Genomic DNA, 21929 nt, shown 5'->3' with positions numbered 1-21929 from the left:
TGTTGCCCCTTTTGCGGGAATACGCCACTCTAATCGATACAAAATAGAATGTCTTTGCTGTCAACTCAGTCGAGACGGGGAAACGACCGGTGGGCACAGCTGATGCTGCGCGCGATGATCGACGATCATCGCGGAGCGAACCTGTTCTTTCGTTTCGCAACATGGCCAAGGCGTTCGGCGGAACGCTCGCGGTCAGTGGCGTCGATCTCGACCTATTCCCCGGAGAAATCCTTGCCCTTCTCGGCCAGAACGGCGCCGGCAAGTCGACGCTGATCAAGATGCTGGCCGGCGTATACCGGCCGGATGCCGGTGAGATCCGGTTTTCCGGCGAGACCTTCGATCCATCGAAGAACGACGGGGCGATCTCCTTCATCCACCAGGATCTCGGCCTGATCGAATGGATGACCGTGGCCGAGAATATCGCCCTCGCCCAGGGTTATCGCCGCCGGCGCGGGCTGATCAACTGGACAGCCGTGGAGGACGCAGCCGGGCGCTCTCTAGCCACCATCGCCCATGACATCGATCCGAACCGGCGCGTCCAGGATCTGACGCGCACGGAAAAGTCGCTCGTCGCCATCGCCCGGGCGCTCGGCGTCAATGCCCGTGTTCTCGTGCTCGATGAGCCGACCGCCAGCCTGCCGAAGGAAGAGGTGGAGCTCCTCTTCCGCGTGCTGCGCGGACTGAAGGCAAGCGGCGTTGCGATGATCTATGTCACGCATCGGCTCGATGAAGTCTTTGCCATCTCCGACCGGCTCGCCGTCTTGCGCGACGGCAAGCTGGTCGACCAGCGGCGGACGCAGGAAGCCGATGCCGACGGTGTCGTGCGCGCCATCATCGGCCGGCCGCCGGGGTCCGTCTTCGTGCGCCCGGCGCGGCAGCAGCATGCGCCGGCGCTCACCTTCGATGGAGTGACGATCGGCGAGGTTGGACCGCTCGGCTTTTCGGTCGGTCGGGGCGAGATCGTCGGCCTGGTCGGCCTGCGTGGCGCGGGTCAGGAAATGATCGGCCGCGCCTTGATCGGAACCGAACCGGTCCGCGCGGGCGAGATCCGGCTCGCCGGAGCACAACCCGATTTGTCGCGGCCGCCGGCCGCGATCGCCAGCGGGGTCGCTCTCGTGCCGGGTGATCGGCTCGCCGAATCCGTCGCCCATGGCCTTACGGTGCAGGAGAATATGTTCCTCAATCCAGCCGCCTCCGGACGGCGGCTCTTCGCCTGGCGCAGGCCGCAGCATGAAATGGACGAGGCGCACCGCCTCGGGCAGCGGGTCGGCCTCACGCCCAATGCGCCAACCGCCGGCATCGAGACGCTCTCGGGCGGCAATCAGCAGAAGGTCGTCCTCGCCCGCTGGATGCGCATCGGCGGCTCGGTACTCGTGCTCGAGGATCCGACCGCCGGCGTCGATGTCGGCGCCAAGGCGGAGATCTACCGGCTTCTCGCCGAGGCCGTGCGCGAGGGGCAGGCGGTCGTCCTCGTCTCCACCGATTTCGAGGAGGTGGCAGCCATCTGCCACCGCGCCCTCGTCTTCCGCGGCGGGCAGATCGTCGCCGAGCTCGGGGAAGACCAGTTGTCCATCGAGCATCTGGTGCGGGCCTCGTCCCTGACGCCCGCGCCCACGCCTGGCCCCCCGGAGGCGATCGAGCCGCCATGCAATCCCTGAAGTCGACCGCTCTCGAACCGACCCGGGCCGAGCTCGCCGGCCTGAGCGCAGGCCAGCGCCTCGGGCGCCTTCTGCCCGTCTACGGCCTGCCGCTGCTCACCGTTCTTCTCATCGTCATCTTCTCGATCGCGCTGCCCGACACCTTCCCGACGATGCTGAACCTGCGCTCGATCCTGGGCGACAAGGCGATCATCGCCATCCTGTCGCTCGCGGCCATGATCCCGATGATGGCCGGCCGCATCGATCTCACCGTCGGCTACGGCATCGTGCTCTGGCATGTGCTGGCGATTGCGCTGCAGACGCAGCTCGGGCTCGACTGGCCGGTCGCGGTTCTCATCGTGCTCGTCCTGAGCTGCGCGCTCGGGCTCTTCAACGGCCTCCTCGTGGAGCTCGCGCATATCGATTCCTTCATCGCCACCCTCGGCACCGGCACGGTGCTCTATGCGCTCGCCCTCTGGTACACGGAGGGCCGACAGGTCATCGGCATGCTGCCGCAGGGCTTCACGGCGCTCTACACCTTGCAGCCGCTCGGCATTCCGATCGCCGCCTATTACGTCTTCGCGCTCGCCGTCGCGCTGTGGATCGTCACGGAATATCTGCCGATCGGGCGCTATCTCTATGCCATCGGCGCCAATCCGCGCGCCGCCCAGCTCAACGGCATTCCGACGCGCCGCTACGTCATCGGCGCCTTCGTCGTCTCCGGCCTCCTCGGCGGGATCGCCGGCGTCGTACTCGCGGCGCGGCTCAGGATCGGCCAGGCGAGCGTCGGCCTCGAATATCTCCTGCCGGCGCTCGTGGGCGCCTTTCTCGGCTCCACCACCATCAAGCCCGGGCGCGTCAATGTCTGGGGCACGATCGCCGGCGTCGCCATTCTGGCGGTCGGCATATCCGGCATCCAGCAGATGGGCGGCGCCTTCTATGTGGAGCCGCTGTTCAACGGCCTCACCCTGCTGCTCGCCATCGGGCTTGCCGGCTATGCCCAACGCAAGCGCGGCCATGTACGCCGCGTGATCGCATCGCCTGCCAAGGGAGCCGACCCGCCGCCCGCCTGAGCTTCGCCCGTGTGCGAGCCAGGCGACGGCCACCAGAAGCGTCAAATCGCCGATCCGGAGGAACAGGAGCCTGCCCATGTCAATCTGCGCCATGCCAGCCAAATCGATCGCTGCCGTTCTACTCGTCACCTCATCCGCCCTGATCTTGGCCGCGCATCCGGCCGCGGCCGATGCCGTCTCCGACGCCAGGGCCTATGTGGAACAGGCGAGCAAACCCAACCCGCCCTGGGACGGCCCGACCACCGGGCCACGGGCGACGGCGGGCAAGACCCTCATCTATGTGTCGGCCGACCAGCGCAACGGCGGCGCCCGCGGCGTCGGCGAGGGCGTGAAGGAGGCGGCCGAGAAGATCGGCTGGACCTTCCGCCTCATCGACGGCCAGGGCACGGTGTCCGGACGCTCCACGGCCATCGACCAGGCGATCGCCTCCAAGCCCTCGGCGATCATCCTCGGCGCGGTCGACGCCAATGAGCAGATCGCCGGCCTCGAGAAGGCCGCGCAGCAGGGCATCGTGATCCTTGGCTGGCATGCCGCCGCCAAGCCCGGTCCCGACGAGAAGCTGAAGCTCTTCACCAATATCACGACCGACCCGCTGGCAGTCGCGAAGGCCGCGGCCTCCTATGCGGTGGCCGATTCCGACGGCAAGGCCAATGCGGTGATCTTCACCGACAGCGTCTACCAGATCGCCGTCGCCAAATCGAACGCGATGGCCGATATCATCAAGGCCTGCGCCACCTGCAAGCTGCTCGAGGTGGTCGACACGCCGCTCAGCGACGTCTCCACGCGCATGCCGCCGCTGACCACGACTTTGCTGCAGCGCTACGGCAGCCAGTGGACCTATGCACTCAGCATCAATGATCTCACCTTCGATTTCATGGCGCCCTCGCTCGCCGCAGCCGGCATCGCCGGCGACGGGCATCCGCGCAACATTTCCGCCGGCGACGGCAGCGGCGCCGCCTTCCAGCGCATCCGCCAGAACGAGTACCAGGTGGCGACCGTCGCCGAGCCGCTGCGCCTGCACGGCTGGCAGATCGTCGACGAGGCCAACCGCGCCTTCAACAGCCAGAAGGACAGCGGCTATGTCGCCCCGCCGCATCTCTTCCTTCCCTCGAACATCAAATTCGATGGCGGTGCGAAGGACGTCTACGATCCCGACAATGGCTATACGGACGCCTATCTGAAGATCTGGGGCGCCGGCAGCTGAACAAGCCCGGGGCGGCCCGGCCGCCCCTTCCCTTTCCGCAGTCGAACCCTTGGAGACCTGCCATGGCGAGCCAAGTCGCTAGCCAAGATCTGCCTAAGCCCGATCACGCCCGGAACATGCGGCTCATCGGCCATTCCGACCAGGGCGGCCGCCCGGACGGCGTGCAGCTCATGGTCAACAAGGGCTACGCCTATACCGGGCACATGTTCTCCAAGGGTTTCAGCATCATCGACGTGCGCGACCCCAGGAATCCCGTGCCGGTGAATTACATCGCAGCGCCGCACAACACCTGGAACATCCATCTGCAAACGCATGACGACCTGCTGCTCGTCATCAATGCCAAGGACATGTTCGCGGCGAGCGAGTTCCAGGACGAGAAGCAGTATTACACCGGCGCGCTCGGCCAAAAGGTCGGCACGGCCGCCGCCCAGGCCGCGGCCGCCCGCGACTGGACGGCCGGGCTCACGGTCTACGACATCTCGCGGCCGGCCGAGCCCCGGCAGATCGGCTTCATGCCGGTCGCCGGCGGCGGCATCCACCGCATCTGGTACACGGGCGGGCGCTGGGCCTATGTCTCGGCGCTGCTCGACGGCTTCACCGACTATATCTTCATGAGCATCGACATGAGCGACCCTGCCAACCCGCGCGAAGCCGGGCGCTATTGGCTGCCGGGCATGAATCTCGCCGCCGGCGAGACGCCGACATGGCCGCCGCAGCGGCGCTACGGCCTGCATCACCCCATCATCAGCGGCGACACGGCCTATGCCGCCTGGCGCGACGCCGGGCTCGTGATGATCGACGTCGCCGACCGCACGGCGCCCAAGCTCATCACCCACCGCAACTGGTCGCCGCCCTTCGGCGGCGGCACGCACAACTGCCTGCCGCTGCCCGACCGCGACCTCCTCGTGGTGCTTGACGAGGCGGTGCTCGACAACCAGGAGGACGGGCTCAAGCTCATCTGGCTGTTCGACATCCGCGAGCCCACCAATCCCGTCAGCATCTCCACCTTCCCGACGCCGGCGGAAGACGACTATGTGCGCAAGGGCGGGCATTTCGGCCCGCATAATGTGCACGAGAACCGGCCGGGCAGCTTCGTGAGTTCCGAGCTCATCTTCGCCACCTATCAGAACGCCGGCGTGCGCGTGTTCGACATCCGCAACCCCTACCGGCCGGAGGAGATCGCGGCCTTCGTGCCGCCGGCGCCGGCGCGCCTCGTCGACCACCGGCCGAACCGCCCGCGCGTCATCCAGTCCTGCGATGTCTTCGTCGACGCCCAAGGCCTCGTCTACAGCAACGACTACAACGGCGGGCTGTTTATTTTGGAATACCAGGGGTGAAGGCGCCAACCTGCTCTCTCCCCCCTTGAGGGGGAGAGGTGGAGAGGGGGGTAGAAGAGGACTCGCGCGCCGCTTACACCCCCACCCCTTACCCCTCCCCACAGAGGGGGAGGGGCAACGGCGCCGGCTTTGCATGTCCCGCGTTATCCCGAGGACGTTTCGACCCTCCCCTCGATGGGGAGGGTCGGCGAGCGCAGCGAGCCGGGGTGGGGTGACGAGTCCCTACGCCGCCCGCGCCAGCATCGCCGCACGCCGCTTCACATGGATGATGATCACGGCGTGGAGGACGATCGCTATGCCGAGGCCGAGGATATGGTCGGCGGCCGTCACCTCGGGCGCGGCGGAGACCAGCCAGAGCCCGCCAAGGCCGGCGGGCAGGAAGAGCACAATGCTGGTGGCAAGCCCGGGATTGTAGCCGCGCATGACGATGGCGCCGACGATATGCACCACGGCATTCACCAGCATAAGATAGATGGCGATGAGGCCGAATCCGAGATGGACGAAGCGCGCCAGATAGAGCGCGACGAGATCGACGATCCACACGCCGACGACATTGATGAGGACCACCGCGGGCGTCGTCAGCGCCTCGCGCCCGCCGGCCATGAGCGTATTGGCGGCGCGCCGGAAGCGGTCGCGGTCATGCTCCTCGAGCTGGTGCAGCATGTAGATGGGCAATTGCAGATAGACGGCGATGAGCGCCGGGCTCAGCGCATCGGCCACCACCGGCAGCACGGCGAGTAGAAACAGGCCGGCGATGAAGCCGCCATACATCCAGTTATGCAGGAACCATTTCATCGCCGCCCTCCCAGCTGCGCCGTCAACGCCGACGCTATGACACACTGATTGCTCTGTCGTCATGGCCGGGCTTGACCCGGCTATCCCGATTGTTGTGGAGCGCCGAGGTTTTCCAATCGGGATAGCCGGGTCAAGCCCGGCCATGACGGCCCTGGTACCAGCGCTCAGCCCCCCTCTCCCATCACCGCTGCCGAAAATACGGCCGGTCCTTGATGAGCAGGAGGACGACGGGGCAGGCCATCAGCGCCGCGCCGATGAGGAGCGAGCCGAGGACCGTCTCGCTGTCGAGGACGCGGTCGGCGGCGGCGCGCCAATAGGCGGCGATGCCGACCGGATAGAACAGCACGAGTGCCGAGATGAGGCCCGGCGAAAACCGGCCCTTGGTGCGCAGGAAAGGTGCCACGTGGAAGAAGGTGGCATTGATCAGCATGAGCGCCGGAAAGGCGAGCGCCAGCATCGGCGCGGAGGCGGCGAGATTGGCCGCGACGATGCCGATGACGATGACGAGCGCATTGACGACATAAAAGTCCGCCCACTCCACCGGCAGCTTCAGCGTCGTGCGCGCCCAACCCCTCCAATCGAGCTGGTATTCCTCGAGAATATGGACGCCGTAGCACGCCGTGGCGAGCCAGATCAGATCGGTTAGACTCACGCGAATCTCCCTCAGGATCCGTGACGGGGGAGAGTAGCATGGCTGACGGGTGTGGGGGTTAAGCTGGATCGAGGGTAATCAGGGGAACTCTTTCCGCACTAACGGACCAACTTGACTATTCCAGTCCCGCAGTGCGAGCGCGATCCGCTGAAACTCAGAGTTATCCTCAATAAATCCATGGTGTGCCACTACGTGCCGCAGGAGCCCAAGATCGGCATAGCGATGCATGAAATCGATCTCCCCTACGAAAGGCAGGAAATCGGCCTCGTATTTCCGTATTAAAGTAATGAGATCAGACCAGTCCAATGAGTACAATGGTCCCGTTGTCGCACGGGATGGGAGCCACTTTCGAGTGTTCTCCTTTTCTAAACGATCTTTATGTTTCTTCTGCATCGGATTACTCGCCGCGACATCCCACCACTCTTTACCGAGTTTTCGTTCAAGCACAGCCTGAATCAGCCGACGCATTGAATTCTCAAGGACATGCAAAGCCTCATAGAGGCGCGCCATATCACTTAAATCGCTCCGGTAGGATTGATCAATAAAAGGTGCTGCCGACAGCAGAGAACGATCTATCGCCGGAATCTCATTCGGAGCTAAACTTGTAAATAGCTCAGGAAATGCCTTTTCAAGATACATATCGGCTGCGTGCAACGCTTTTACCTGCCTTGCTCGAACAGATACTCGCTTATCTGCAGACATTTTTCTCATCAAGACCGTGGAATTTGGTCTGGCTAAATCCGCCTCTTCAAAAAAGTGACATATTTCGCCAATGGATAACACCCCCTTATGATCAAATTTCTTCAAGAAAGAACAAATAAGAACGGACCTATCGATAATTAAGTTGGCACGCAGTGGTAGCGTCGAGACGAAAAAACTTCGATAGTCCACCCCCTTAGCCCTTCTTTTTGGAAGCGCTCATACGATACGACACATAATCTTCGGTATGAGAGCTAACCACTATTTGGCTGTTGCTATAACCTGAAATGCCGCCCTTTTTCATATTAGTGAAGACGGCCGGTAAATTCTTAGGAGTAGGCAAATCAACAATTTTGAAGGCAGAGTGGATTTCGTCTCCACTAAACATAGACTTTCCCAAGAATTCTTTCAGCTTGACCGCAACAACCGCAACTTGGTCATTTTGAGTTGCAGGTGACTTCTCACTAAAAAACCCTCTTAGAGCCTGTCGTTGCTCGACCGTCATAGGCAGGTCAACCAATTCCCAAGACCTGGCCTTACCATTTCCCTTAGCACGTTTCCTACCGCCTTCCGAATTCACTTTGGCAGTGGGCTCAGGCCGTTCAGAAGCCCCCTCGTCATCATCCGACGATGGGAAATCTTGAACAAGCGGGCTGCCTATCTCAGCATCGGGAATCGTGTGATTTTTGAACAGTGACTCAATTCGATCCAGAATGGCCTCGAGCCGTTCATCCGGAACTTCGATAGTGAAAGTCCGCTGTTTCAAATCAACAAAAATCTTGCTTGTAGACACGAGAATCGCCTCCCCCTGGAAGGGAGTTTGAGCAGCGAGCAGCATGTGTCAAGTGTATTCGACGACAAGTTGTTAGCGCGATTGCAGCGATCGCGGAATCAATCGCTGGGCATCTAGGATGACTACTCAGACAGCGGCTCGAACTGGGCAGGCGCAACCCTAGCCTTCACGGCGGATCGAATGGTGCCCCGTGCCTTCACCTTCCCTCACCCTCCCCCCTCGCCACCACGGGCACGTAAGTGTCGAGGTCCGCGTCCGGCAGCTCGACCGTGCGGCCGAGCTCGGCGGATTTGTAGAGCGCCATCAGCATCTCGACCACGGCGACGCCGTCGCGAAAGGTCTCGAAGGGCATTTCGCCGCGGCGGAAGCAATCCACGAAATAGCGGTTCTCCAGCGTATAGCCGTAGATGCCGGGCTCGTCCTCCAGCACCGGCATCAGGCCCTGCTCGGCGTTCTGCTTCTCGACGAGGTCTTCGCCGGCCGAGCCCTCCACGGCGCGCGACAGGAAGATTTTAAGGCCCGTGTTGAGGGAGGAGAACTCCATGGCATATTCCGGCCCGAGGAGTTCGAGCGTGATCCTGAGCCCCGGCCCGACATAGGCCCAGGAGGTAGTGGCCTCGATCATCACCTCGCGGCCGTCGGGATCGGCAAAGGTCAGGATGCCGCGGGCAAAGTCCTCCGACGGGCGCTTGGCATAATCGACGCCGGGCATGGCGGCCCGCAGCCGGTCGACATAGGGCGCGTGCGTCCATTTGAGATTGGCGACGGTGGCATTGGCGGCAACGAGGCGGAGCGCCTCGCGCGGCTCGTTCGGCGCCGTCAGCAGGAAGCGGCCGACCTCGACGCTGTGGCACATCATATCCGAGAGGACGCCGCCGCCCTGTTGCTCACCCTGCCAGAACCAGGGCTCGTGCGGGCCGGAATGTTCTTCTGCGGCGCGGGCGAGATAGGGCCGGCCGGTGGTGGGCACGGCGCGACGCCAGATGATGTCGCGGCCGCGCTGCACGGCGGTGGAAAAGAGCTGGTTTTCGAGATAGCCGTGGAGCAGCCCGGCATCTTCCACGAGGCGCAGCATCTCGCGCGCTTCCTTCAGCGTGCGCGCCAGCGGCTTCTCGCAGGCGACCGCGCGGATCGGCGCGCCGGCCTTCACGAGGCGATGGATCTCGGCCATGGCCTCGAGGCGGGCGTAGTTCGGATTGGTGATCCAGACCGCATCGACCTCGCCGGAGGTGAGCATGGCCTCCAGGCTGTCGAAGGCGCGGCAGGGGCCGAGGTCGAGGCTGTCCGCGAGCGCGGCAAAGGACTGGCGGCGCTCGGCGCGCGGGCTGTAGACGCCGGCGACCACCACATTGCGCACGCCGGCGAGCGCCTGCAGGTGGAAGCGGGCGATGAAGCCCGAGCCGATGAAGCCGATGCGGAGCGTGGAGAGAGTGGGCAGCGACATCGGAGGATCCTTGGCGTTTGGTCTAGTTCTTCGGGTTGAGCACGTCGTTGAGGCCGTCGCCCAAGAGGTTGAAGCCGATGACGGCGGTGACGATGGCAAGGCCGGGCCAGACCGCCATCCACGGCGCCTCGGACAGGAACTGCCGGGCGGTGTCGAGCATGGAGCCCCAGGAGGGCGCCGGCGGCAATTGCCCGAGGCCGAGGAAGGCGAGGCTCGCCTCCGCCAAGACGGCGATCGCCATGGTCAGCGTGCCCTGGACGATGAGCGGCGGCAGCACATTCGGCACGATGTGGCGGACGAGAATGCGGCGGTCCGGCACGCCGATGGAGCGCAGCGCATCGACGAATTCCTCGCGCTTGACGACGAGCACCTGGCCGCGAGCGAGGCGGACGAAGACGGGCATGGCCGAGATGCCGATCGCCACCATGGCATTCTGCAGGCTGGGGCCCAAGAAGGCAGCGAAGGCGATCGCCAGGATGAGGAAGGGGCAGGCGAGCAGCGCATCCGTGCAGCGCGAGATGACGATGTCGGCGAGCCCCTCGAAATAGCCGGCGATGAGCCCGAACGGCACGCCGACCAGCATGGCGATGACGACGGAGATGACGCCGGCCGACAACGAGGCGCGCGCGCCGAAGATGACGCGCGAGAGCACGTCGCGGCCGAGATCGTCCGTGCCGAAGAGATGCGCGAGAGAAGGCGCCTCGCGCACCGCGAGCCAGTCGGAGGCGTTCGGATCATAGGGCGCGATGAGGGGCGCGGCGATCGCGGCGAGGCAGAAGACGAGGACGATGGTGCCGCCGACAAGCGCATTCGACTGGCGAAAGAGCCTGCGCCAGGCCTGCGGGCGGGCCGGCAGGGCGGCGGTCGGGGCGGCGGTGGCGAGGGTAGGCGGCGTCGTCATGCGAGCCTCGGGCTCAAGAGCCGATAGGCGACATCGGCGACGAGGCTCATGAGCAGGAAGCCCGCGGCGGTGCAGAGCACGACTGCCTGCACCACCGCATAATCGCGGCTGAAGACGCCGTCGACGATCATCTTGCCGAAGCCGGGAATGCCGAAGACCTGTTCCGTCAGCACGGCGCCGGCGAGCATCTCGGCGAATTGCAGCGTCGTCATGGTAACCACCGGGATCATCGCGTTGCGCAGGGCATGGCGGACGACGATGAAGCCCTCGCGCAGGCCCTTGGCGCGGGCCGTGCGGATATAGTCCTGCTGCATCACCTGCAGCATGGCGCTGCGGGTGTGGCGCATGATGATGGCGGCCGTCGCCGTGCCGAGCACGAGGCTCGGCATCAGCATGGCTTCAAGATTGCCGGCAAGGCTCTCGAAGGGGCTGACATAGCCGCCGGAAGGCAGCCAGCCGAGCGTGACCGAAAAGAGAAGAATGAGCATGATGCCGAGCCAGAAGCTCGGGATGGAGAGGCCGGCAAGGCCCAGCAAACTCGCGGCATAGTCGATGATCGTGCCGCGCCCGAGCGCCGCCAGAATTCCCGTCGGCAGGCCGATGACGAGCGCGAAGATCATCGAGAGCACGGCGAGCTCGATGGTGACCGGCAGGCGCTCGACGATCATGGTGCCGATCGGCAGCTTGGTGCGCACCGAGGTGCCGAAATCGCCGTGGAGCACCGCGCCGATCCAATAGCCGTATTGCACGGGGATCGGATCGTTGAAGTGGTACTTCTCGCGCAGATATTCGATGACCTCGGGCTGGCGCTCCTCGCCGGCGAGCGCGAGCGCCGGATCACCGGGCAGGAGCTTCTGCAGGCCGAAGACCATCACCGACACCAGGAAGAGCGTCGGGATCGCGAGCGCCAGGCGGCGCAGGATGAAGCCGATCATCGACAGGTCCGTTCGGCGCTTGCTCTACTGGCGTAATCCCGCCCCCTCACCCCTGCCCACAAGCGGGAGGGGCCAGACGGCGAGCCTCGCCCGGCACTCCCCCTGCCGGGCGAGGCCCTCCCCCCGATCAGCTTTTCGGCTTCACACCGGTCAGCCGCAGGAGCCCGTCCGGATACATGACGATGCCGTCGACCGATTTGCGTGCGGCGAAGAACCAGTTCGGATGGTAGATCGGGATCGTCGGGCGGTCGGTGAGATAGATGTCCGCCGCCTTTTCGTAGATCTTCACGCGGGCGGCATCGTCGCTCTCGGCGCGGCCCTCGTCGAGCACCTGCTGCAGCTCCTTGTTGCAGTATTTATTGACGTTCTGCGAGCCGTTGCAGGAGAAGAAGGCATAGAGCGTGCCGTCGGGATCGCTGCGGCCGCTCCAATTGCCGATGAAGACCTGGAAATTGCCGTTGAGATAGCGCTCGATGGCGGTCGCGCTTTCGAGCGGCAGGAGCTTGACGTCGAAGCCGGCCTGCGAGGCGAGCGACTGCACGATCTGCCCGACGCGGTTGTCGGTGAGCGCATTCGCATAGGTGATCTCGACGGGCACGCGGGTCTGGCCGGTGGCGGCAATCAGCTCCTTGGCGCGTTCGATATTGCGCGCCGGCACGGGATGCGCCTTGCTGTAGAAGGGGCTCGACGGCGGGATCATCTGGTTATCGGCCAGGAATTCGCCGTTGAAAGCGACTTTGTTGATGACGTTGCGATCGAGCGCGAGCTCGAAGGCCTCGCGCAGGCGCGCATCCTTGGCGAGCGGATTATTGGCCTTCTCGCCGGCGCCCATATTGATCATGAGATGCGAGACGGCGAGGCCACCGATGGAATGGAGCGTGACATTGCCGTCGCCGCGCACCGCGCCTAGATCGGTCGGCGCCACGCGCTCGATAAGGTCGAGGTCGCCGGCACGCAGGCGGGCGAGGCGCACGGTCGAATCCTCGATATAGTAGTAGTCGACCGCGTCGTAGCCGATGTCCTTGGCGTTCCAGTAATCCGGGAATTTCTTTAGCCGGACGACATCGCGCGCCTTGCGCTCGACGAACTGGTAAGGCCCGGCACAGACGGGATGCACGCCGAAATTGCTGCCCTGCTCTTTGGCTGCTTTCGGCGACACCATCATGCCGGCGCGGTCCGTCAGCGTGGTGAGCAGCGGCGCGAAGGGCTGCGAGAGATTGAGGCGCACCTTCAGCGGATCGAGCACATCGACACCCGTGACCGAAGCGAGCTCGGCCTTGCGGCTCGATTCCGGCATGGTCTTCATGCGCTCGATGTTGAATTTCACCGCCTCGGCGTCGAAGGGCGTGCCGTCCTGAAACTTGACGCCCGAACGCAAGGTGAAGGTCAGCGCTTTGTGGTCGGGCGACCATTCCCAGCTCGTGGCGAGCTGCGGCACGACTTTCAGATCCGGCGTGATGTCGACGAGCTTGTCGCACATGGCGCTGAAGATGAAGCGGGCGGCATAGGTGTTGCTCGTCGCCGGATCCATGGCGTCGGGATCATCCTGAACGCCGACCCTGAGTGTTGCGGCCGAGCCGGCCGTCGCCCCCACCATGGTCGCCGCCATCAAGGACGCCGCGACCCACCACGCATGCCTGATCCTCACTGCCGAACCCCCGCTTCTGGATTGTTGTACTGCTCGCTCTACGGCGCCGATTTTGGCACGGCCCCGCGACTTTTGTAAAGGCCTCGAACAAAGTGGCGCCTAATACCGTTGCAACCTGACAGCGCGAGCCTCTGGAGATGCGTATTGACGGGTTCTCATGCGCCATTTAGTCAAGGCCCCGGACATAATGAGGGCCCTGATGGCTTCCGACGCATCGACGCCTCCCGTCGCACGGCAGATTTCCCTGCGCATGGTCATGGAAGCCGTGCTGCACCAGGGCCCGATCTCGCGTGCGCAGATCGCCAAGATGACGGGCTTGTCGAAACAGACCACCTCCGACGTCGTGCGCGAGCTCGAGGAGCGAGGCTGGCTCAGGGAGCGCGGCCGCACGCAAGGCGCCATCGGACGCAGCGCGCTGACCTACGAGATCAATGACCGCGCCGCCTTCGTGCTCGGCATCGATCTCGGCGGCACGAAGATCCGCATGGCCATCGCCGATCTGAAGGGCATCGTGGTGCAGGAAGAGGAGGTGCCGACCGATCACCGCGGCGGCGTCCACGTCCTCGACCAGATCGCCGATCTCGCCCGGCGGCTCGCGGCCGCGGCCGAGATCGGGCCCAAGGCGCTGCGCCTCGGCGTGATGGGCACCCCCGGCGTGGTCGACTCGACTGACGGCTCCATCCAGGTCGCGCCCAATATTCCCGGCGTCGACCGCATCGATGTGATCGGCGGGCTCAAAAGCCGGCTGGGCTTCGACGTCGCCATCGAGAACGACATCAACCTGCATGCGCAAGGCGAGCAGTGGCAGGGCCATGGCGCGGCCACGCGCAGTTTCGTCTTCATCGCGCTCGGCACCGGCATCGGCATGGGCATCATCGCCGAGGGCAAGCTCCTGCGCGGCGCCCGCGGGGCGGCCGGCGAGATCGCCTATCTGCCGGTCGGCGGAGATCCCTATGATCCGCGCGGCTTCACGCTCGGGACGCTGGAGACGGCGGTCGGCAGTCGCGCCATCCTGCAGCGCTACCGCGGCTATGGCGGCACGGCCGCAAGCAATGTGCGCGAGGTCTTCGCCGCCCTCGCCGCGGGCGATGAGGCGGCCGCCACTGCCATCGACGAGACGGCGCGGCTGATCGCCCCGGCCATCGTCGCCGTCAATGCCGTCCTCGATCCGGAGGTGGTCGTCCTCGGCGGCAGCATCGGCGTGCGGCTCGAACTCTTCGAGCGCATCCGCCATTATCTGGCCCGCTGCGGCCATGTCACGCCGCGCATCGAGGTGAGCCTCCTCGGCAACCGCGCCGCTCTGGTCGGCGCCATCGGCACGGCTCTGAGTCAGCTGCACAACAGCCTGTTCGGGCTCGATGTCACGACCGGTGGCTTGTCGTTGCCCATCGTCGAAGGGCGAATCAGCGCGTGAGCCAGTCGGCTCGCCGGTTCACGCGACACGCGTGAGCCGAGCCTCGCTCCGGCGACAGCGGTGTTTCGCAGCCGCTCATTCTCTGCAAGACTAGGGCTCCTTCACTTCGGTTCGGAAAACATCACCTTGGAAACGCTCCGTGATTTCATCCGCCCCGGGCGCTCCCTCGCCGTCGGGGAACGCGGCATGGCGGCGACCTCGCATCCCGCCGCGACGCTCGCCGCACTCGATATCCTGAAGGCCGGCGGCAATGCGGTCGATGCCGCCATCGCCGCGGTTGCGGTGCAATGCGTGGTCGACCCGCATATGACCGGCATCGGCGGCGATTGCTTCGCGCTCTATGCGCCGCGCGGCGGCATGCCGATCGCCATCAACGGCTCGGGTCGCGCGCCCGCCGGCGCGTCGCTCGACTGGTATCGCGAGCGCGATTTCGCGGCGATACCCGACACTTCACCGCATGCCGTCACCGTGCCGGCGCGGTCGATGCCTGGTGCCGGCTCTCGGCCGACCATGGCACGATGCCGCTCGAAGCGGTGCTTGCGGCGGCGATCGCCGCCGCCGAAGACGGCTACCGCGTGACACCGCGCGTTCAGCTCGACTGGCGTCGCTACGCCGACCGGCTCAAGACGACCGAGGCGGCAGTCAAGCAGTTCCTGCCGGGCGGTAGGCCGCCGGCGGTCGGTGGCCGCATGGGCAATCCGGCGCTGGCGGCGACGCTGCGCGCCATTGCTAAGCATGGCCGCTTGGCCTTCTACGAAGGGCCGGTCGCCGAGGAGATCGTCGCCTGCCTCAAGGCGCTCGGCGGGCTCCATACGGTCGACGACTTTGCCGCCCAGCGCGCCGATTATGTCGACCCCATTTCAGCCGAGTATCGCGGCTATCGACTGCACGAATGCCCGCCCAACGGCCAGGGGCTCGCGGCGCTCATCATCCTGCGCATTCTGTCGGGCTTCGACCTCGCCGATTCCTCGCTCAGCGAGGCCGACCGGGTGCATCTGCTCGCCGAGGCGACGAAATGCGCCTACCACCTGCGCGACCGGCTCGTCGGTGATCCTGAGGGCAGCGCTCTCGACGTGGACGCCGTCCTCGCGGACGAGGCGATCGGCCGGCTGCGCGGCCGCATCAGCCGGGATGCCGTCCTGCCGACACCGCCGTGGGACGAGACGGAGCACAAGGACACGGTCTATGTCAGCGTGGTCGACCGTGATCGCAACGCCGTGTCCTTCATCAATTCGATCTTCTTCGCTTTCGGCAGCGGCATCTATGCGCCGAAGTCGGGCGTACTCCTGCACAATCGCGGTGCGAGCTTCCGTGTCGTGCCGGGTCATGCCAATGCCATCGGCCCGCGCCGCCGGCCCATGCATACGATCATTCCTGGCATGCTGACGCGGAATGGCCGAGCGGTGATGTCTTTCGGGGTGATGGGTGGCCAATATCAGGCGGCCGGCCACGCCCATGTTCTCTCGCAGATCCTCGACCGGGGCTTCGATCTGCAGCATGCCTGCGACAGTCCGCGCAGCTTTGCCTTCGACGGGACGTTGAGCTTGGAAGCGACCTTCCCGGAGGCGACGGTGGCCGATCTCGCCGGCCGCGGCCATCGCACAAGCGTTGCCGACGAACCGCTCGGCGGCTGCCAGATGATCTGGATCGACGAAGCGAGCGGTGCGCTCTTCGGCGCCTCAGATCACCGCAAGGACGGCGTGGCGCTGGGCTTCTGAAGGAGGGCGGGACACCCCCGCCCTTCCTCGACCGGAGACCGGGTACGTCAGCCCTCGCTTCGCGGCTGGGCCGGCGCGCTCTCATTGCCCCTTGCCATCTGGCGAATGGGGCCGCCCGGCTGGCGCTGCTCGTTCCGTGGAGCCCCTTGCGTCAGGCTCATGACGTCGCGGCGGATGCTCTCGAGCAGATCCTGCCCCCAGCCCGTGTCGCCGAACCCGATATGCGTCAGCGCTTCCTTGATCACATCGATCTTGGCCGACACCTCGAAGGTATTGCGGGCCTCGATGCCGCCGATCGACCGCTCGACGCTGCGCAATTCGCGCAGGAGATCGTCGCGCAGCGACTTCTGGTCTTCGGCATTGATCAGCGGTGAGGCGAGCATGCCGCGCAACGCAGCCCAACGCAGGCCGAGCGCCGCGACGGTGCTCGATTGGTCCATATCGGATTGTGGCGGAACATTGGTCATGGTTACGCTCCAACGAGGGCACAGTCATACGCGAGTGAATTCGACAGCGACATCACATCTGTACGAACCCGGGGGCAAGTCCGCTGACAGCGAATCGAAGCGAATCTGGGGTACTGGCATGGCCAGAAAATGTCACGCGTCTATTTCAGGACGCTCATCTCATGCTCAGCCGAATATCGTCGCTCCAAATCGGACGAATCCTCATGATGCATGTCTCTATTACCGATCGCATACGGCAATGAATTTCCGGGTCACAGAAGCACCAAGTACCTCACTGTCTAATTGAGAGACAGAAGGCCAACCTCAAGCCAAGCGGGAACAAATTCGCGCAGGATCTGTTATCCGGACCGAGAGTTCAGGAAAGGAAGGCAGAATGCGTGGCATCATTCTCTGGATACTCGGGGTTCCGATCTCGATCATCATACTTCTTTATTTGTTCGTCTTCAGATGATTCGCGGCGCGCGCGCCGAAAAACTGTGGATCAGCGCGATTGAGCGGTCGAACGCGTGGCCCACACGGATGCCATGATCGGCCGGTAACATGCTGATCTCGTCACCGCGGCTACAAAGATGTCGCGGGCAAGGGTGAGCCAATTCAGCGTCCGCCGGCCGCGCGCCGGCAGAGCCGCGCCGCGTGGAAAGCCTCAGACCCTGAAGCGATCACAATCCGCCGTCGGAGCTACGTTTGGCGCAGAACGCGCCACGCGCGCCGGCCCAAAGAAGGCTTGGATAGCCCAATGGGAATGTTTGTCAGCGTTCCATCTCTGATCACGGGCGGCGTAGGCGGCCGAGCTGCCCGTCGCCTCTCGAAGCAGGGCATTCTCTGGCTGACCGCCGGATTGCTGGGGACTGCGCTGTGGGTCGGGGCGGCGCTTACTTTCGGCCAGAGCGACGGCCGGCAGCAGGTCGACTGCGGAGCTCTCACGGCCCACGTCTGGCGCGATCCGGTTACCGGACGCCTGAAGCCGGAGGGGCAGATCACCAGCGATGCCGCCGGGCACCCCGCCTGCAACAGCGCCGCAGCCGCGGAAGGCTCATCGGCGCCGTAGCCGCCGCCCGTTGGCGCGGACCCGCCGGCGCAACCTGCTCACCACATGTTCGGCCGCGCCGCCGCTCGCCAAGGTGGTGGCGGCTTCGAAAAAGGCCGAGACCTTCTCGTCGACCATGCGGCCCGCCTCGGCCTCGGCCACCGTGCCGCCTTCAGCGAGGCGCATAAGCCTGAGCGCCACGACTTCCTGCGCCTCCAAGCCGAGAAGCGTCATATCGCGCGATAAGCGCATCCAGGCCTGCCACATGATCCGCGCGCCATCCCATTGAACTCTCCTTGGTACCTCACCCGCGGCACCGAGGGAAGCGGATCGCCGGTGCTGCGAGCACCGGAACCATGCGGCAGCGACATAGCGGCACCTTGTCCCAGTGCGGCAATGGTGGTGAAAATGCACAGCGTTCGGCATATCTACCCGCTCTATCGATGCTCCGATGCACGCCATAGAGGCCGAGATTTGGGGCAAAGCCCGAAGGCCCTGTCATGTGATCGGGCTACGTCTGCCCCTCATCCGGAGCTATTCGCCTGAAAGTCTCCCGCCATAATGTCTTTCGATACACAAATTTTGTGGCAAGTCCTCCAGATCGTCTGGATCGACATTCTTTTGTCCGGCGACAATGCCGTGGTGATCGGCCTCGCCTGCCGCTCGCTGCCAGCCGGGCAAAAGCGATTAGGCATTTTTCTGGGGGCGGCAACCGCCGTCGGCCTGCGCATCTTGTTCGCGCTGATCATCAGCCGCCTGCTGGAACTGCCCTTCCTGCGCATCGCCGGCGGCCTGCTCCTCATCTGGATCGCCGTGAAGCTCGCGGTCGGCGAGGAGGACGGCGCGCAGGATATCCGCGAAAGCACGAGTCTCTGGCAGGCGGTGCGCACCATCGCAATCGCCGATGCCGTCATGAGCCTGGATAACGTGGTCGCGATTTCGGCCGCCGCACATGGCAATCCATGGCTATTCGTCTTCGGGCTTCTCCTCTCGATCCCGCTGATCATGGTCGGATCGGCGCTCATCATGACCCTCGTCGAGCGGTTTCCCGTCTTCGTCTGGGCGGGCGCGCTGCTGCTCGGCTGGATCGCCGGCGAGATGCTCGTGTCGGATCCGCTCATTGTCGGCCAACTCGCCACGACGGCGTCCCAGCTCGTCGCGCCGGACACCGCCCATGGGGGAGCGCCGATGCCGGTTTCGGGCCTGCTCTATACGGCCGCGGTGGTGGGCGCGATCCTGGTCGTCACCATCGCGATCTTCCTGAGGCGGCATAAGGCAGCGCCGGAGAGCGCGGAATGACCCTGCGGTTCAGCTGCGCCTGAACCGCCCCAGGATGCGCTCCAGGAGCTGGTCGCGGACGCCGCGGTAGGCCTGAAGCCGCTGTTCACGCGTGCCATGACAGGCCGTTGCGTCGTAGGTCGGCCAATATTCGACCTCGAGCGCCTGGCTGCGCGTCAATTCGAGCGCCTGGTGATGGGCCTCGGGCGATAGAGTCACGATCAGATCGAAGCTCGTATCGACGAGGTCGTCGAGGGACTGGGGCCGGTGCTCGGCAATGGCGATGCCCACCTCATCCATCGCCGCGACCGCGAAGGGGTCGAGATCGTCGGGCCGCACGCCGCAGGACTCCACATAGAGCGAGCGTCCGAAGAAATGACGCGCGATGCCCGCCGCCATGGGGGAGCGCACGGCGTTATGCGCGCACATGAACAAGACGGCTCGGATGCGCCGGTCCTGGCGGGGCGGCGGCTCCATGCTGCTCAGCCCTTCCAGTGAAGAGCGAAGATCAAGGTGAAGAGCCGCCGCGCCGTGTCGAAATTGATGTCGATCTTGCCCTGAAGCCGTTCGCGCAAGAGCTGCGAGGCCTCGTCGTGCAGGCCGCGACGGCCCATGTCGATGGCCTCGATCTGGGCCGGCGAGGCGCTGCGGATGGCAGCGTAATAGCTGTCGCAGACGAGCTTGTAGTCCTTGATGACGCGCCGGAACGGCGTGAGCGACAGCACATGGAAGGCGACCGGCGCGCCGTCCTCGCGGCGAATGTCGAGCGCGAGCTTCTTGTCCACCAGAGCGATGGAGAGCACGTAGGGCCCGCCGTCGTCGCCAGGCACCGCGAAGGTATTGTCCTCGAGAATGTCCCAGATGGCGACGGCCCGTTCATGCTCCTGATCGGGATTGCCCCGGCCGATCGAGACCTCGTCGAGCGTCACCGACACGAGCCGGCAGCGTCGGTCGTCCATTCTCGCCGGTTGGCTCCCGCCGCTCACCGATTCAACCTGATGCTCACCGAGCGGGCATGCGCATCGAGCCCCTCGGCGCGGCCGAGCGCGACCGCGGCAGGGCCGAGCACCGCCAGGCTTTCAGCCGTGCAGTGCAGGATCGAGGTCCGCTTCATGAAATCGAGCACGCCGAGCCCCGAGGAGAAGCGCGCCGACCGGGCGGTGGGGAGCACGTGGTTCGACCCGCCGACATAATCGCCGATCGCCTCCGGTGTATGGCCGCCGAGGAAGATCGCGCCGCAATTACGGATGGAAGCGGCGAGGCGCTCGGCATCGGCGGCGATGATCTCGAGATGCTCCGGCGCGAGACGATCGACGAGCGGCACGGCATCCGACAGCGTGGGAACGTGTATGATCGCGCCGAAGTCCCGCCAGCTGGCACGGGCGATCTCGGCGCGCGGCAAGGTGGTAAGCTGACCCTCGACCGCGGCCGCCACCGCCGTGGCGAGCGCGCCGTCGTCGGTGACGAGAATGGACTGGGCGGCCGTGTCGTGCTCGGCCTGGGCGAGCAGGTCGGCGGCGATCCAGTCTGGATTGGCTGTGCCATCGGCAAGCACGAGCACCTCGGAAGGGCCGGCGATCATGTCGATCCCGACGCGCCCGAAGACCCGGCGCTTGGCTGCCGCCACATAGGCATTGCCCGGCCCGACGATCTTGTCGACCGGCCGGATGCTTTCCGTGCCATAGGCCAGTGCCGCCACGGCTTGAGCGCCGCCGATCCGATAGACCTCGTCGACGCCGGCGAGCTTGGCCGCCGCGAAAACCAGCGGATTGACCACACCGCCCGGGGTCGGCACCACCATGACGATGCGCTCGACGCCCGCCACCTTCGCCGGCACGGCGTTCATGAGGACCGACGAGGGATAGCTCGCCGTACCGCCCGGCACATAGATGCCGACGGCGGCGATCGCCGTCCAGCGCCAGCCGAGCGTCACACCGAGATCGTCGGTAAAGCGCATATCCGCCGGCTTCTGGCGGGTGTGATAGGCCTCGATGCGCGCCCGCGCCGTTTCGAGCGCTGCCAGCGCCTGCGGATCGCAGGCGCCGGCGGCCGCGGCGAGCTCATCCTCGCTGACACGCAGTGTCTGCGGCGTGAGCTCCAGCCGGTCGAACCGCCGAGAGAACGCGATCACCGCCCCGTCGCCATGGTCGGCGACTTCACGCAGGATCGCGGCGACCGCCTGGTCGACCTCCTCCGCCACCTCGCGTTTCATGGCGAGGAGGGCGGCAAAACGCTCGGGAAAGTCAGCGGCCGTACTGTCGAGTTCAACGGGCATCGTTGCTGTCATTTTCGAGAATGTCATGGACAGGGCGGCCCGAGGCCTCCCATACGGGACCGAGGTCGTTCAGCTGTGCCTCGATGCATTCGACGCTGAGCTCAATGACGGCCCCGCCGGAGAATAGAAGGAGGACACGGCCGGAGGGCGCCTCCGTCTCGACGAAATCGATCGCCAGCAGGTTGAGCACGTCTTTCGGACGGGCGGGGTCGACCTTCTGCCGACGGACCGCTTCTACCCTGTTGAAGTGAAGCGCCGACAGCCTGCGACGCGGTTTCTCGGCATCCGCGGCTTCCCAGTCGAACCGGCGGAGCGCCATGATGAAACACCGCCGCCGCGGCAAGTAGGCAAGGTCCTCGACTCGCAGAAGCGCATCCTGAAGATGCGCCGACACGACAGCGAGATCCTCCTGATCGAGCGCAACGAGCTTGATCTGCTCCATGGCCAAATCCGCCATCCGATCGATGCCAATGGGGCCCACCCTGGTGTGTTATCCCGCGTGCGGGCACCGCGCAACCGCCACGGTGCCTGATCGCGGAGGCCGGCGTGAAACATCCATGAACCAACAGCGTTTAACTATTACTGTTCCGCCGTGCGGCAAGGCGATTCGCGGCGATTGTGCCGGCTGCCGC

General features: G+C 65.1%; 21 protein-coding genes and 1 pseudogene. 8 read left to right on the top strand and 14 right to left on the bottom strand.

The genetic code is table 11. The features are described 5' to 3' along the window. Positions 1-161: 161 nt before the first annotated feature. The 4 genes from ACFQU1_RS11020 to ACFQU1_RS11005 all read left to right on the top strand — a co-directional run bounded on the left by ACFQU1_RS11020 (position 162) and on the right by ACFQU1_RS11005 (position 5251). Positions 162-1658 (top strand): sugar ABC transporter ATP-binding protein, encoded by a 1497-nt coding sequence (locus tag ACFQU1_RS11020; protein WP_378132366.1) that lies wholly within the window; start codon positions 162-164, stop codon positions 1656-1658. Next, positions 1646-2710, top strand: a complete 1065-nt coding sequence (locus ACFQU1_RS11015) for an ABC transporter permease (RefSeq protein ID WP_378132364.1) — start codon at positions 1646-1648, stop codon at positions 2708-2710. Before ACFQU1_RS11020 ends, ACFQU1_RS11015 begins: the two co-directional genes overlap by 13 nt. A gap of 76 nt (positions 2711-2786) precedes the next feature. Continuing rightward, positions 2787-3914 carry a substrate-binding domain-containing protein gene (locus ACFQU1_RS11010; RefSeq protein WP_378132362.1) on the top strand — a complete coding sequence of 376 codons (1128 nt, stop codon included), beginning with the start codon at positions 2787-2789 and terminating at the stop codon, positions 3912-3914. Between the two features lie 62 nt (positions 3915-3976). Then, positions 3977-5251 (top strand): LVIVD repeat-containing protein, encoded by a 1275-nt coding sequence (locus tag ACFQU1_RS11005; protein WP_378132360.1) that lies wholly within the window; start codon positions 3977-3979, stop codon positions 5249-5251. Between the two features lie 222 nt (positions 5252-5473). Here ACFQU1_RS11005 and ACFQU1_RS11000 read toward each other — a convergent pair whose 3' ends face one another. The 8 genes from ACFQU1_RS11000 to ACFQU1_RS10965 all read right to left on the bottom strand — a co-directional run bounded on the left by ACFQU1_RS11000 (position 5474) and on the right by ACFQU1_RS10965 (position 13079). After that, on the bottom strand, positions 5474-6046 hold the full coding sequence (locus ACFQU1_RS11000) for an HXXEE domain-containing protein (RefSeq protein WP_378132358.1): 573 nt from the start codon (positions 6044-6046) through the stop codon (positions 5474-5476). A 181-nt stretch (positions 6047-6227) separates the two neighbouring features. Beyond that, the gene (locus ACFQU1_RS10995) at positions 6228-6698 is read right to left on the bottom strand and encodes an HXXEE domain-containing protein (protein WP_378132356.1); all 471 of its coding nucleotides are present in this window, start codon (positions 6696-6698) and stop codon (positions 6228-6230) included. Between the two features lie 78 nt (positions 6699-6776). Further along, on the bottom strand, positions 6777-7589 hold the full coding sequence (locus ACFQU1_RS10990; RefSeq protein ID WP_378132354.1) for a hypothetical protein: 813 nt from the start codon (positions 7587-7589) through the stop codon (positions 6777-6779). Between the two features lie 4 nt (positions 7590-7593). Beyond that, positions 7594-8235, bottom strand: a complete 642-nt coding sequence (locus ACFQU1_RS10985) for a hypothetical protein (RefSeq protein ID WP_378132352.1) — start codon at positions 8233-8235, stop codon at positions 7594-7596. 151 nt (positions 8236-8386) lie between these two features. Further along, the gene (locus tag ACFQU1_RS10980) at positions 8387-9634 is read right to left on the bottom strand and encodes a Gfo/Idh/MocA family protein (RefSeq protein WP_378132350.1); all 1248 of its coding nucleotides are present in this window, start codon (positions 9632-9634) and stop codon (positions 8387-8389) included. Between the two features lie 22 nt (positions 9635-9656). After that, a complete protein-coding gene (locus ACFQU1_RS10975) occupies positions 9657-10535 on the bottom strand; it encodes an ABC transporter permease (RefSeq protein ID WP_378132348.1) in 879 nt (292 codons plus the stop codon). Continuing rightward, the gene (locus ACFQU1_RS10970; protein ID WP_378132346.1) at positions 10532-11470 is read right to left on the bottom strand and encodes an ABC transporter permease; all 939 of its coding nucleotides are present in this window, start codon (positions 11468-11470) and stop codon (positions 10532-10534) included. The genes ACFQU1_RS10975 and ACFQU1_RS10970 overlap by 4 nt, the downstream gene beginning before the upstream one ends. A gap of 127 nt (positions 11471-11597) precedes the next feature. Continuing rightward, complete coding sequence (locus tag ACFQU1_RS10965; protein ID WP_378132344.1) at positions 11598-13079, bottom strand: ABC transporter substrate-binding protein; 1482 nt, start codon at positions 13077-13079, stop codon at positions 11598-11600. A 238-nt stretch (positions 13080-13317) separates the two neighbouring features. On the opposite strand from ACFQU1_RS10965, the gene ACFQU1_RS10960 reads away from it, so the two are divergent. Both ACFQU1_RS10960 and ACFQU1_RS10955 read left to right on the top strand, forming a co-directional pair. Then, entirely contained in the window at positions 13318-14532 is a 1215-nt protein-coding gene (locus ACFQU1_RS10960; RefSeq protein WP_378132342.1) for an ROK family transcriptional regulator, read from the top strand. A gap of 186 nt (positions 14533-14718) precedes the next feature. Next, positions 14719-16250, top strand: a pseudogene (locus ACFQU1_RS10955) (gamma-glutamyltransferase family protein). A gap of 47 nt (positions 16251-16297) precedes the next feature. Here ACFQU1_RS10955 and ACFQU1_RS10950 read toward each other — a convergent pair. Continuing rightward, positions 16298-16717 (bottom strand): hypothetical protein, encoded by a 420-nt coding sequence (locus ACFQU1_RS10950; protein ID WP_378132340.1) that lies wholly within the window; start codon positions 16715-16717, stop codon positions 16298-16300. 736 nt (positions 16718-17453) lie between these two features. On the opposite strand from ACFQU1_RS10950, the gene ACFQU1_RS10945 reads away from it, so the two are divergent. Further along, on the top strand, positions 17454-17765 hold the full coding sequence (locus ACFQU1_RS10945) for a hypothetical protein (protein ID WP_378132338.1): 312 nt from the start codon (positions 17454-17456) through the stop codon (positions 17763-17765). Here the strand turns inward: ACFQU1_RS10945 and ACFQU1_RS10940 are convergent. Then, positions 17751-18011, bottom strand: a complete 261-nt coding sequence (locus ACFQU1_RS10940; protein WP_378132336.1) for a hypothetical protein — start codon at positions 18009-18011, stop codon at positions 17751-17753. The two genes, ACFQU1_RS10945 and ACFQU1_RS10940, sit on opposite strands and share 15 nt — an antisense overlap. Before the next feature lie 315 nt (positions 18012-18326). Here ACFQU1_RS10940 and ACFQU1_RS10935 point away from each other — a divergent pair, with 315 nt between their 5' ends. Continuing rightward, a complete protein-coding gene (locus tag ACFQU1_RS10935; RefSeq protein WP_378132334.1) occupies positions 18327-19043 on the top strand; it encodes a TerC family protein in 717 nt (238 codons plus the stop codon). A 9-nt stretch (positions 19044-19052) separates the two neighbouring features. Here the strand turns inward: ACFQU1_RS10935 and ACFQU1_RS10930 are convergent, their stop codons facing one another. The 4 genes from ACFQU1_RS10930 to ACFQU1_RS10915 are packed head-to-tail and all read right to left on the bottom strand — an operon-like array spanning position 19053 to position 21739. Further along, entirely contained in the window at positions 19053-19499 is a 447-nt protein-coding gene (locus tag ACFQU1_RS10930; RefSeq protein ID WP_378132332.1) for a low molecular weight phosphatase family protein, read from the bottom strand. A 5-nt stretch (positions 19500-19504) separates the two neighbouring features. Further along, positions 19505-19981: a UPF0262 family protein gene (locus ACFQU1_RS10925; protein WP_378132330.1), complete on the bottom strand. Its 477-nt coding sequence runs from the start codon at positions 19979-19981 to the stop codon at positions 19505-19507. Between the two features lie 23 nt (positions 19982-20004). Then, the gene (gene hisD / locus ACFQU1_RS10920; protein WP_378132329.1) at positions 20005-21297 is read right to left on the bottom strand and encodes a histidinol dehydrogenase; all 1293 of its coding nucleotides are present in this window, start codon (positions 21295-21297) and stop codon (positions 20005-20007) included. Beyond that, entirely contained in the window at positions 21287-21739 is a 453-nt protein-coding gene (locus tag ACFQU1_RS10915; protein WP_378132328.1) for a DUF2948 family protein, read from the bottom strand. Before ACFQU1_RS10915 ends, hisD begins: the two co-directional genes overlap by 11 nt. Positions 21740-21929: the final 190 nt, after the last annotated feature.

Source organism: Chelatococcus sp. GCM10030263 (assembly GCF_042666455.1).
Lineage (GTDB): Bacteria > Pseudomonadota > Alphaproteobacteria > Rhizobiales > Beijerinckiaceae > Chelatococcus.
This window is presented reverse-complemented; position numbering and strand designations above follow the sequence as displayed.

What these genes read in the sequence shown, in the direction of transcription:
- ACFQU1_RS11020 (WP_378132366.1), top strand. Translation starts at nt 162, where the DNA reads ATGGCCAAGGCGTTCGGCGGAACGCTCGCGGTCAGTGGCGTCGATCTC.
- ACFQU1_RS11015 (WP_378132364.1), top strand. Translation starts at nt 1,646, where the DNA reads ATGCAATCCCTGAAGTCGACCGCTCTCGAACCGACCCGGGCCGAGCTC.
- ACFQU1_RS11010 (WP_378132362.1), top strand. Translation starts at nt 2,787, where the DNA reads ATGTCAATCTGCGCCATGCCAGCCAAATCGATCGCTGCCGTTCTACTC.
- ACFQU1_RS11005 (WP_378132360.1), top strand. Translation starts at nt 3,977, where the DNA reads ATGGCGAGCCAAGTCGCTAGCCAAGATCTGCCTAAGCCCGATCACGCC.
- ACFQU1_RS11000 (WP_378132358.1), bottom strand. Translation starts at nt 6,046, where the DNA reads ATGAAATGGTTCCTGCATAACTGGATGTATGGCGGCTTCATCGCCGGC.
- ACFQU1_RS10985 (WP_378132352.1), bottom strand. Translation starts at nt 8,235, where the DNA reads ATGCTGCTCGCTGCTCAAACTCCCTTCCAGGGGGAGGCGATTCTCGTG.
- ACFQU1_RS10980 (WP_378132350.1), bottom strand. Translation starts at nt 9,634, where the DNA reads ATGTCGCTGCCCACTCTCTCCACGCTCCGCATCGGCTTCATCGGCTCG.
- ACFQU1_RS10975 (WP_378132348.1), bottom strand. Translation starts at nt 10,535, where the DNA reads ATGACGACGCCGCCTACCCTCGCCACCGCCGCCCCGACCGCCGCCCTG.
- ACFQU1_RS10970 (WP_378132346.1), bottom strand. Translation starts at nt 11,470, where the DNA reads ATGATCGGCTTCATCCTGCGCCGCCTGGCGCTCGCGATCCCGACGCTC.
- ACFQU1_RS10965 (WP_378132344.1), bottom strand. Translation starts at nt 13,079, where the DNA reads ATGGCGGCGACCATGGTGGGGGCGACGGCCGGCTCGGCCGCAACACTC.
- ACFQU1_RS10960 (WP_378132342.1), top strand. Translation starts at nt 13,318, where the DNA reads ATGGCTTCCGACGCATCGACGCCTCCCGTCGCACGGCAGATTTCCCTG.
- ACFQU1_RS10950 (WP_378132340.1), bottom strand. Translation starts at nt 16,717, where the DNA reads ATGACCAATGTTCCGCCACAATCCGATATGGACCAATCGAGCACCGTC.
- ACFQU1_RS10945 (WP_378132338.1), top strand. Translation starts at nt 17,454, where the DNA reads ATGGGAATGTTTGTCAGCGTTCCATCTCTGATCACGGGCGGCGTAGGC.
- ACFQU1_RS10940 (WP_378132336.1), bottom strand. Translation starts at nt 18,011, where the DNA reads ATGTGGCAGGCCTGGATGCGCTTATCGCGCGATATGACGCTTCTCGGC.
- ACFQU1_RS10930 (WP_378132332.1), bottom strand. Translation starts at nt 19,499, where the DNA reads ATGGAGCCGCCGCCCCGCCAGGACCGGCGCATCCGAGCCGTCTTGTTC.
- ACFQU1_RS10925 (WP_378132330.1), bottom strand. Translation starts at nt 19,981, where the DNA reads ATGGACGACCGACGCTGCCGGCTCGTGTCGGTGACGCTCGACGAGGTC.
- hisD (WP_378132329.1), bottom strand. Translation starts at nt 21,297, where the DNA reads ATGCCCGTTGAACTCGACAGTACGGCCGCTGACTTTCCCGAGCGTTTT.
- ACFQU1_RS10915 (WP_378132328.1), bottom strand. Translation starts at nt 21,739, where the DNA reads ATGGAGCAGATCAAGCTCGTTGCGCTCGATCAGGAGGATCTCGCTGTC.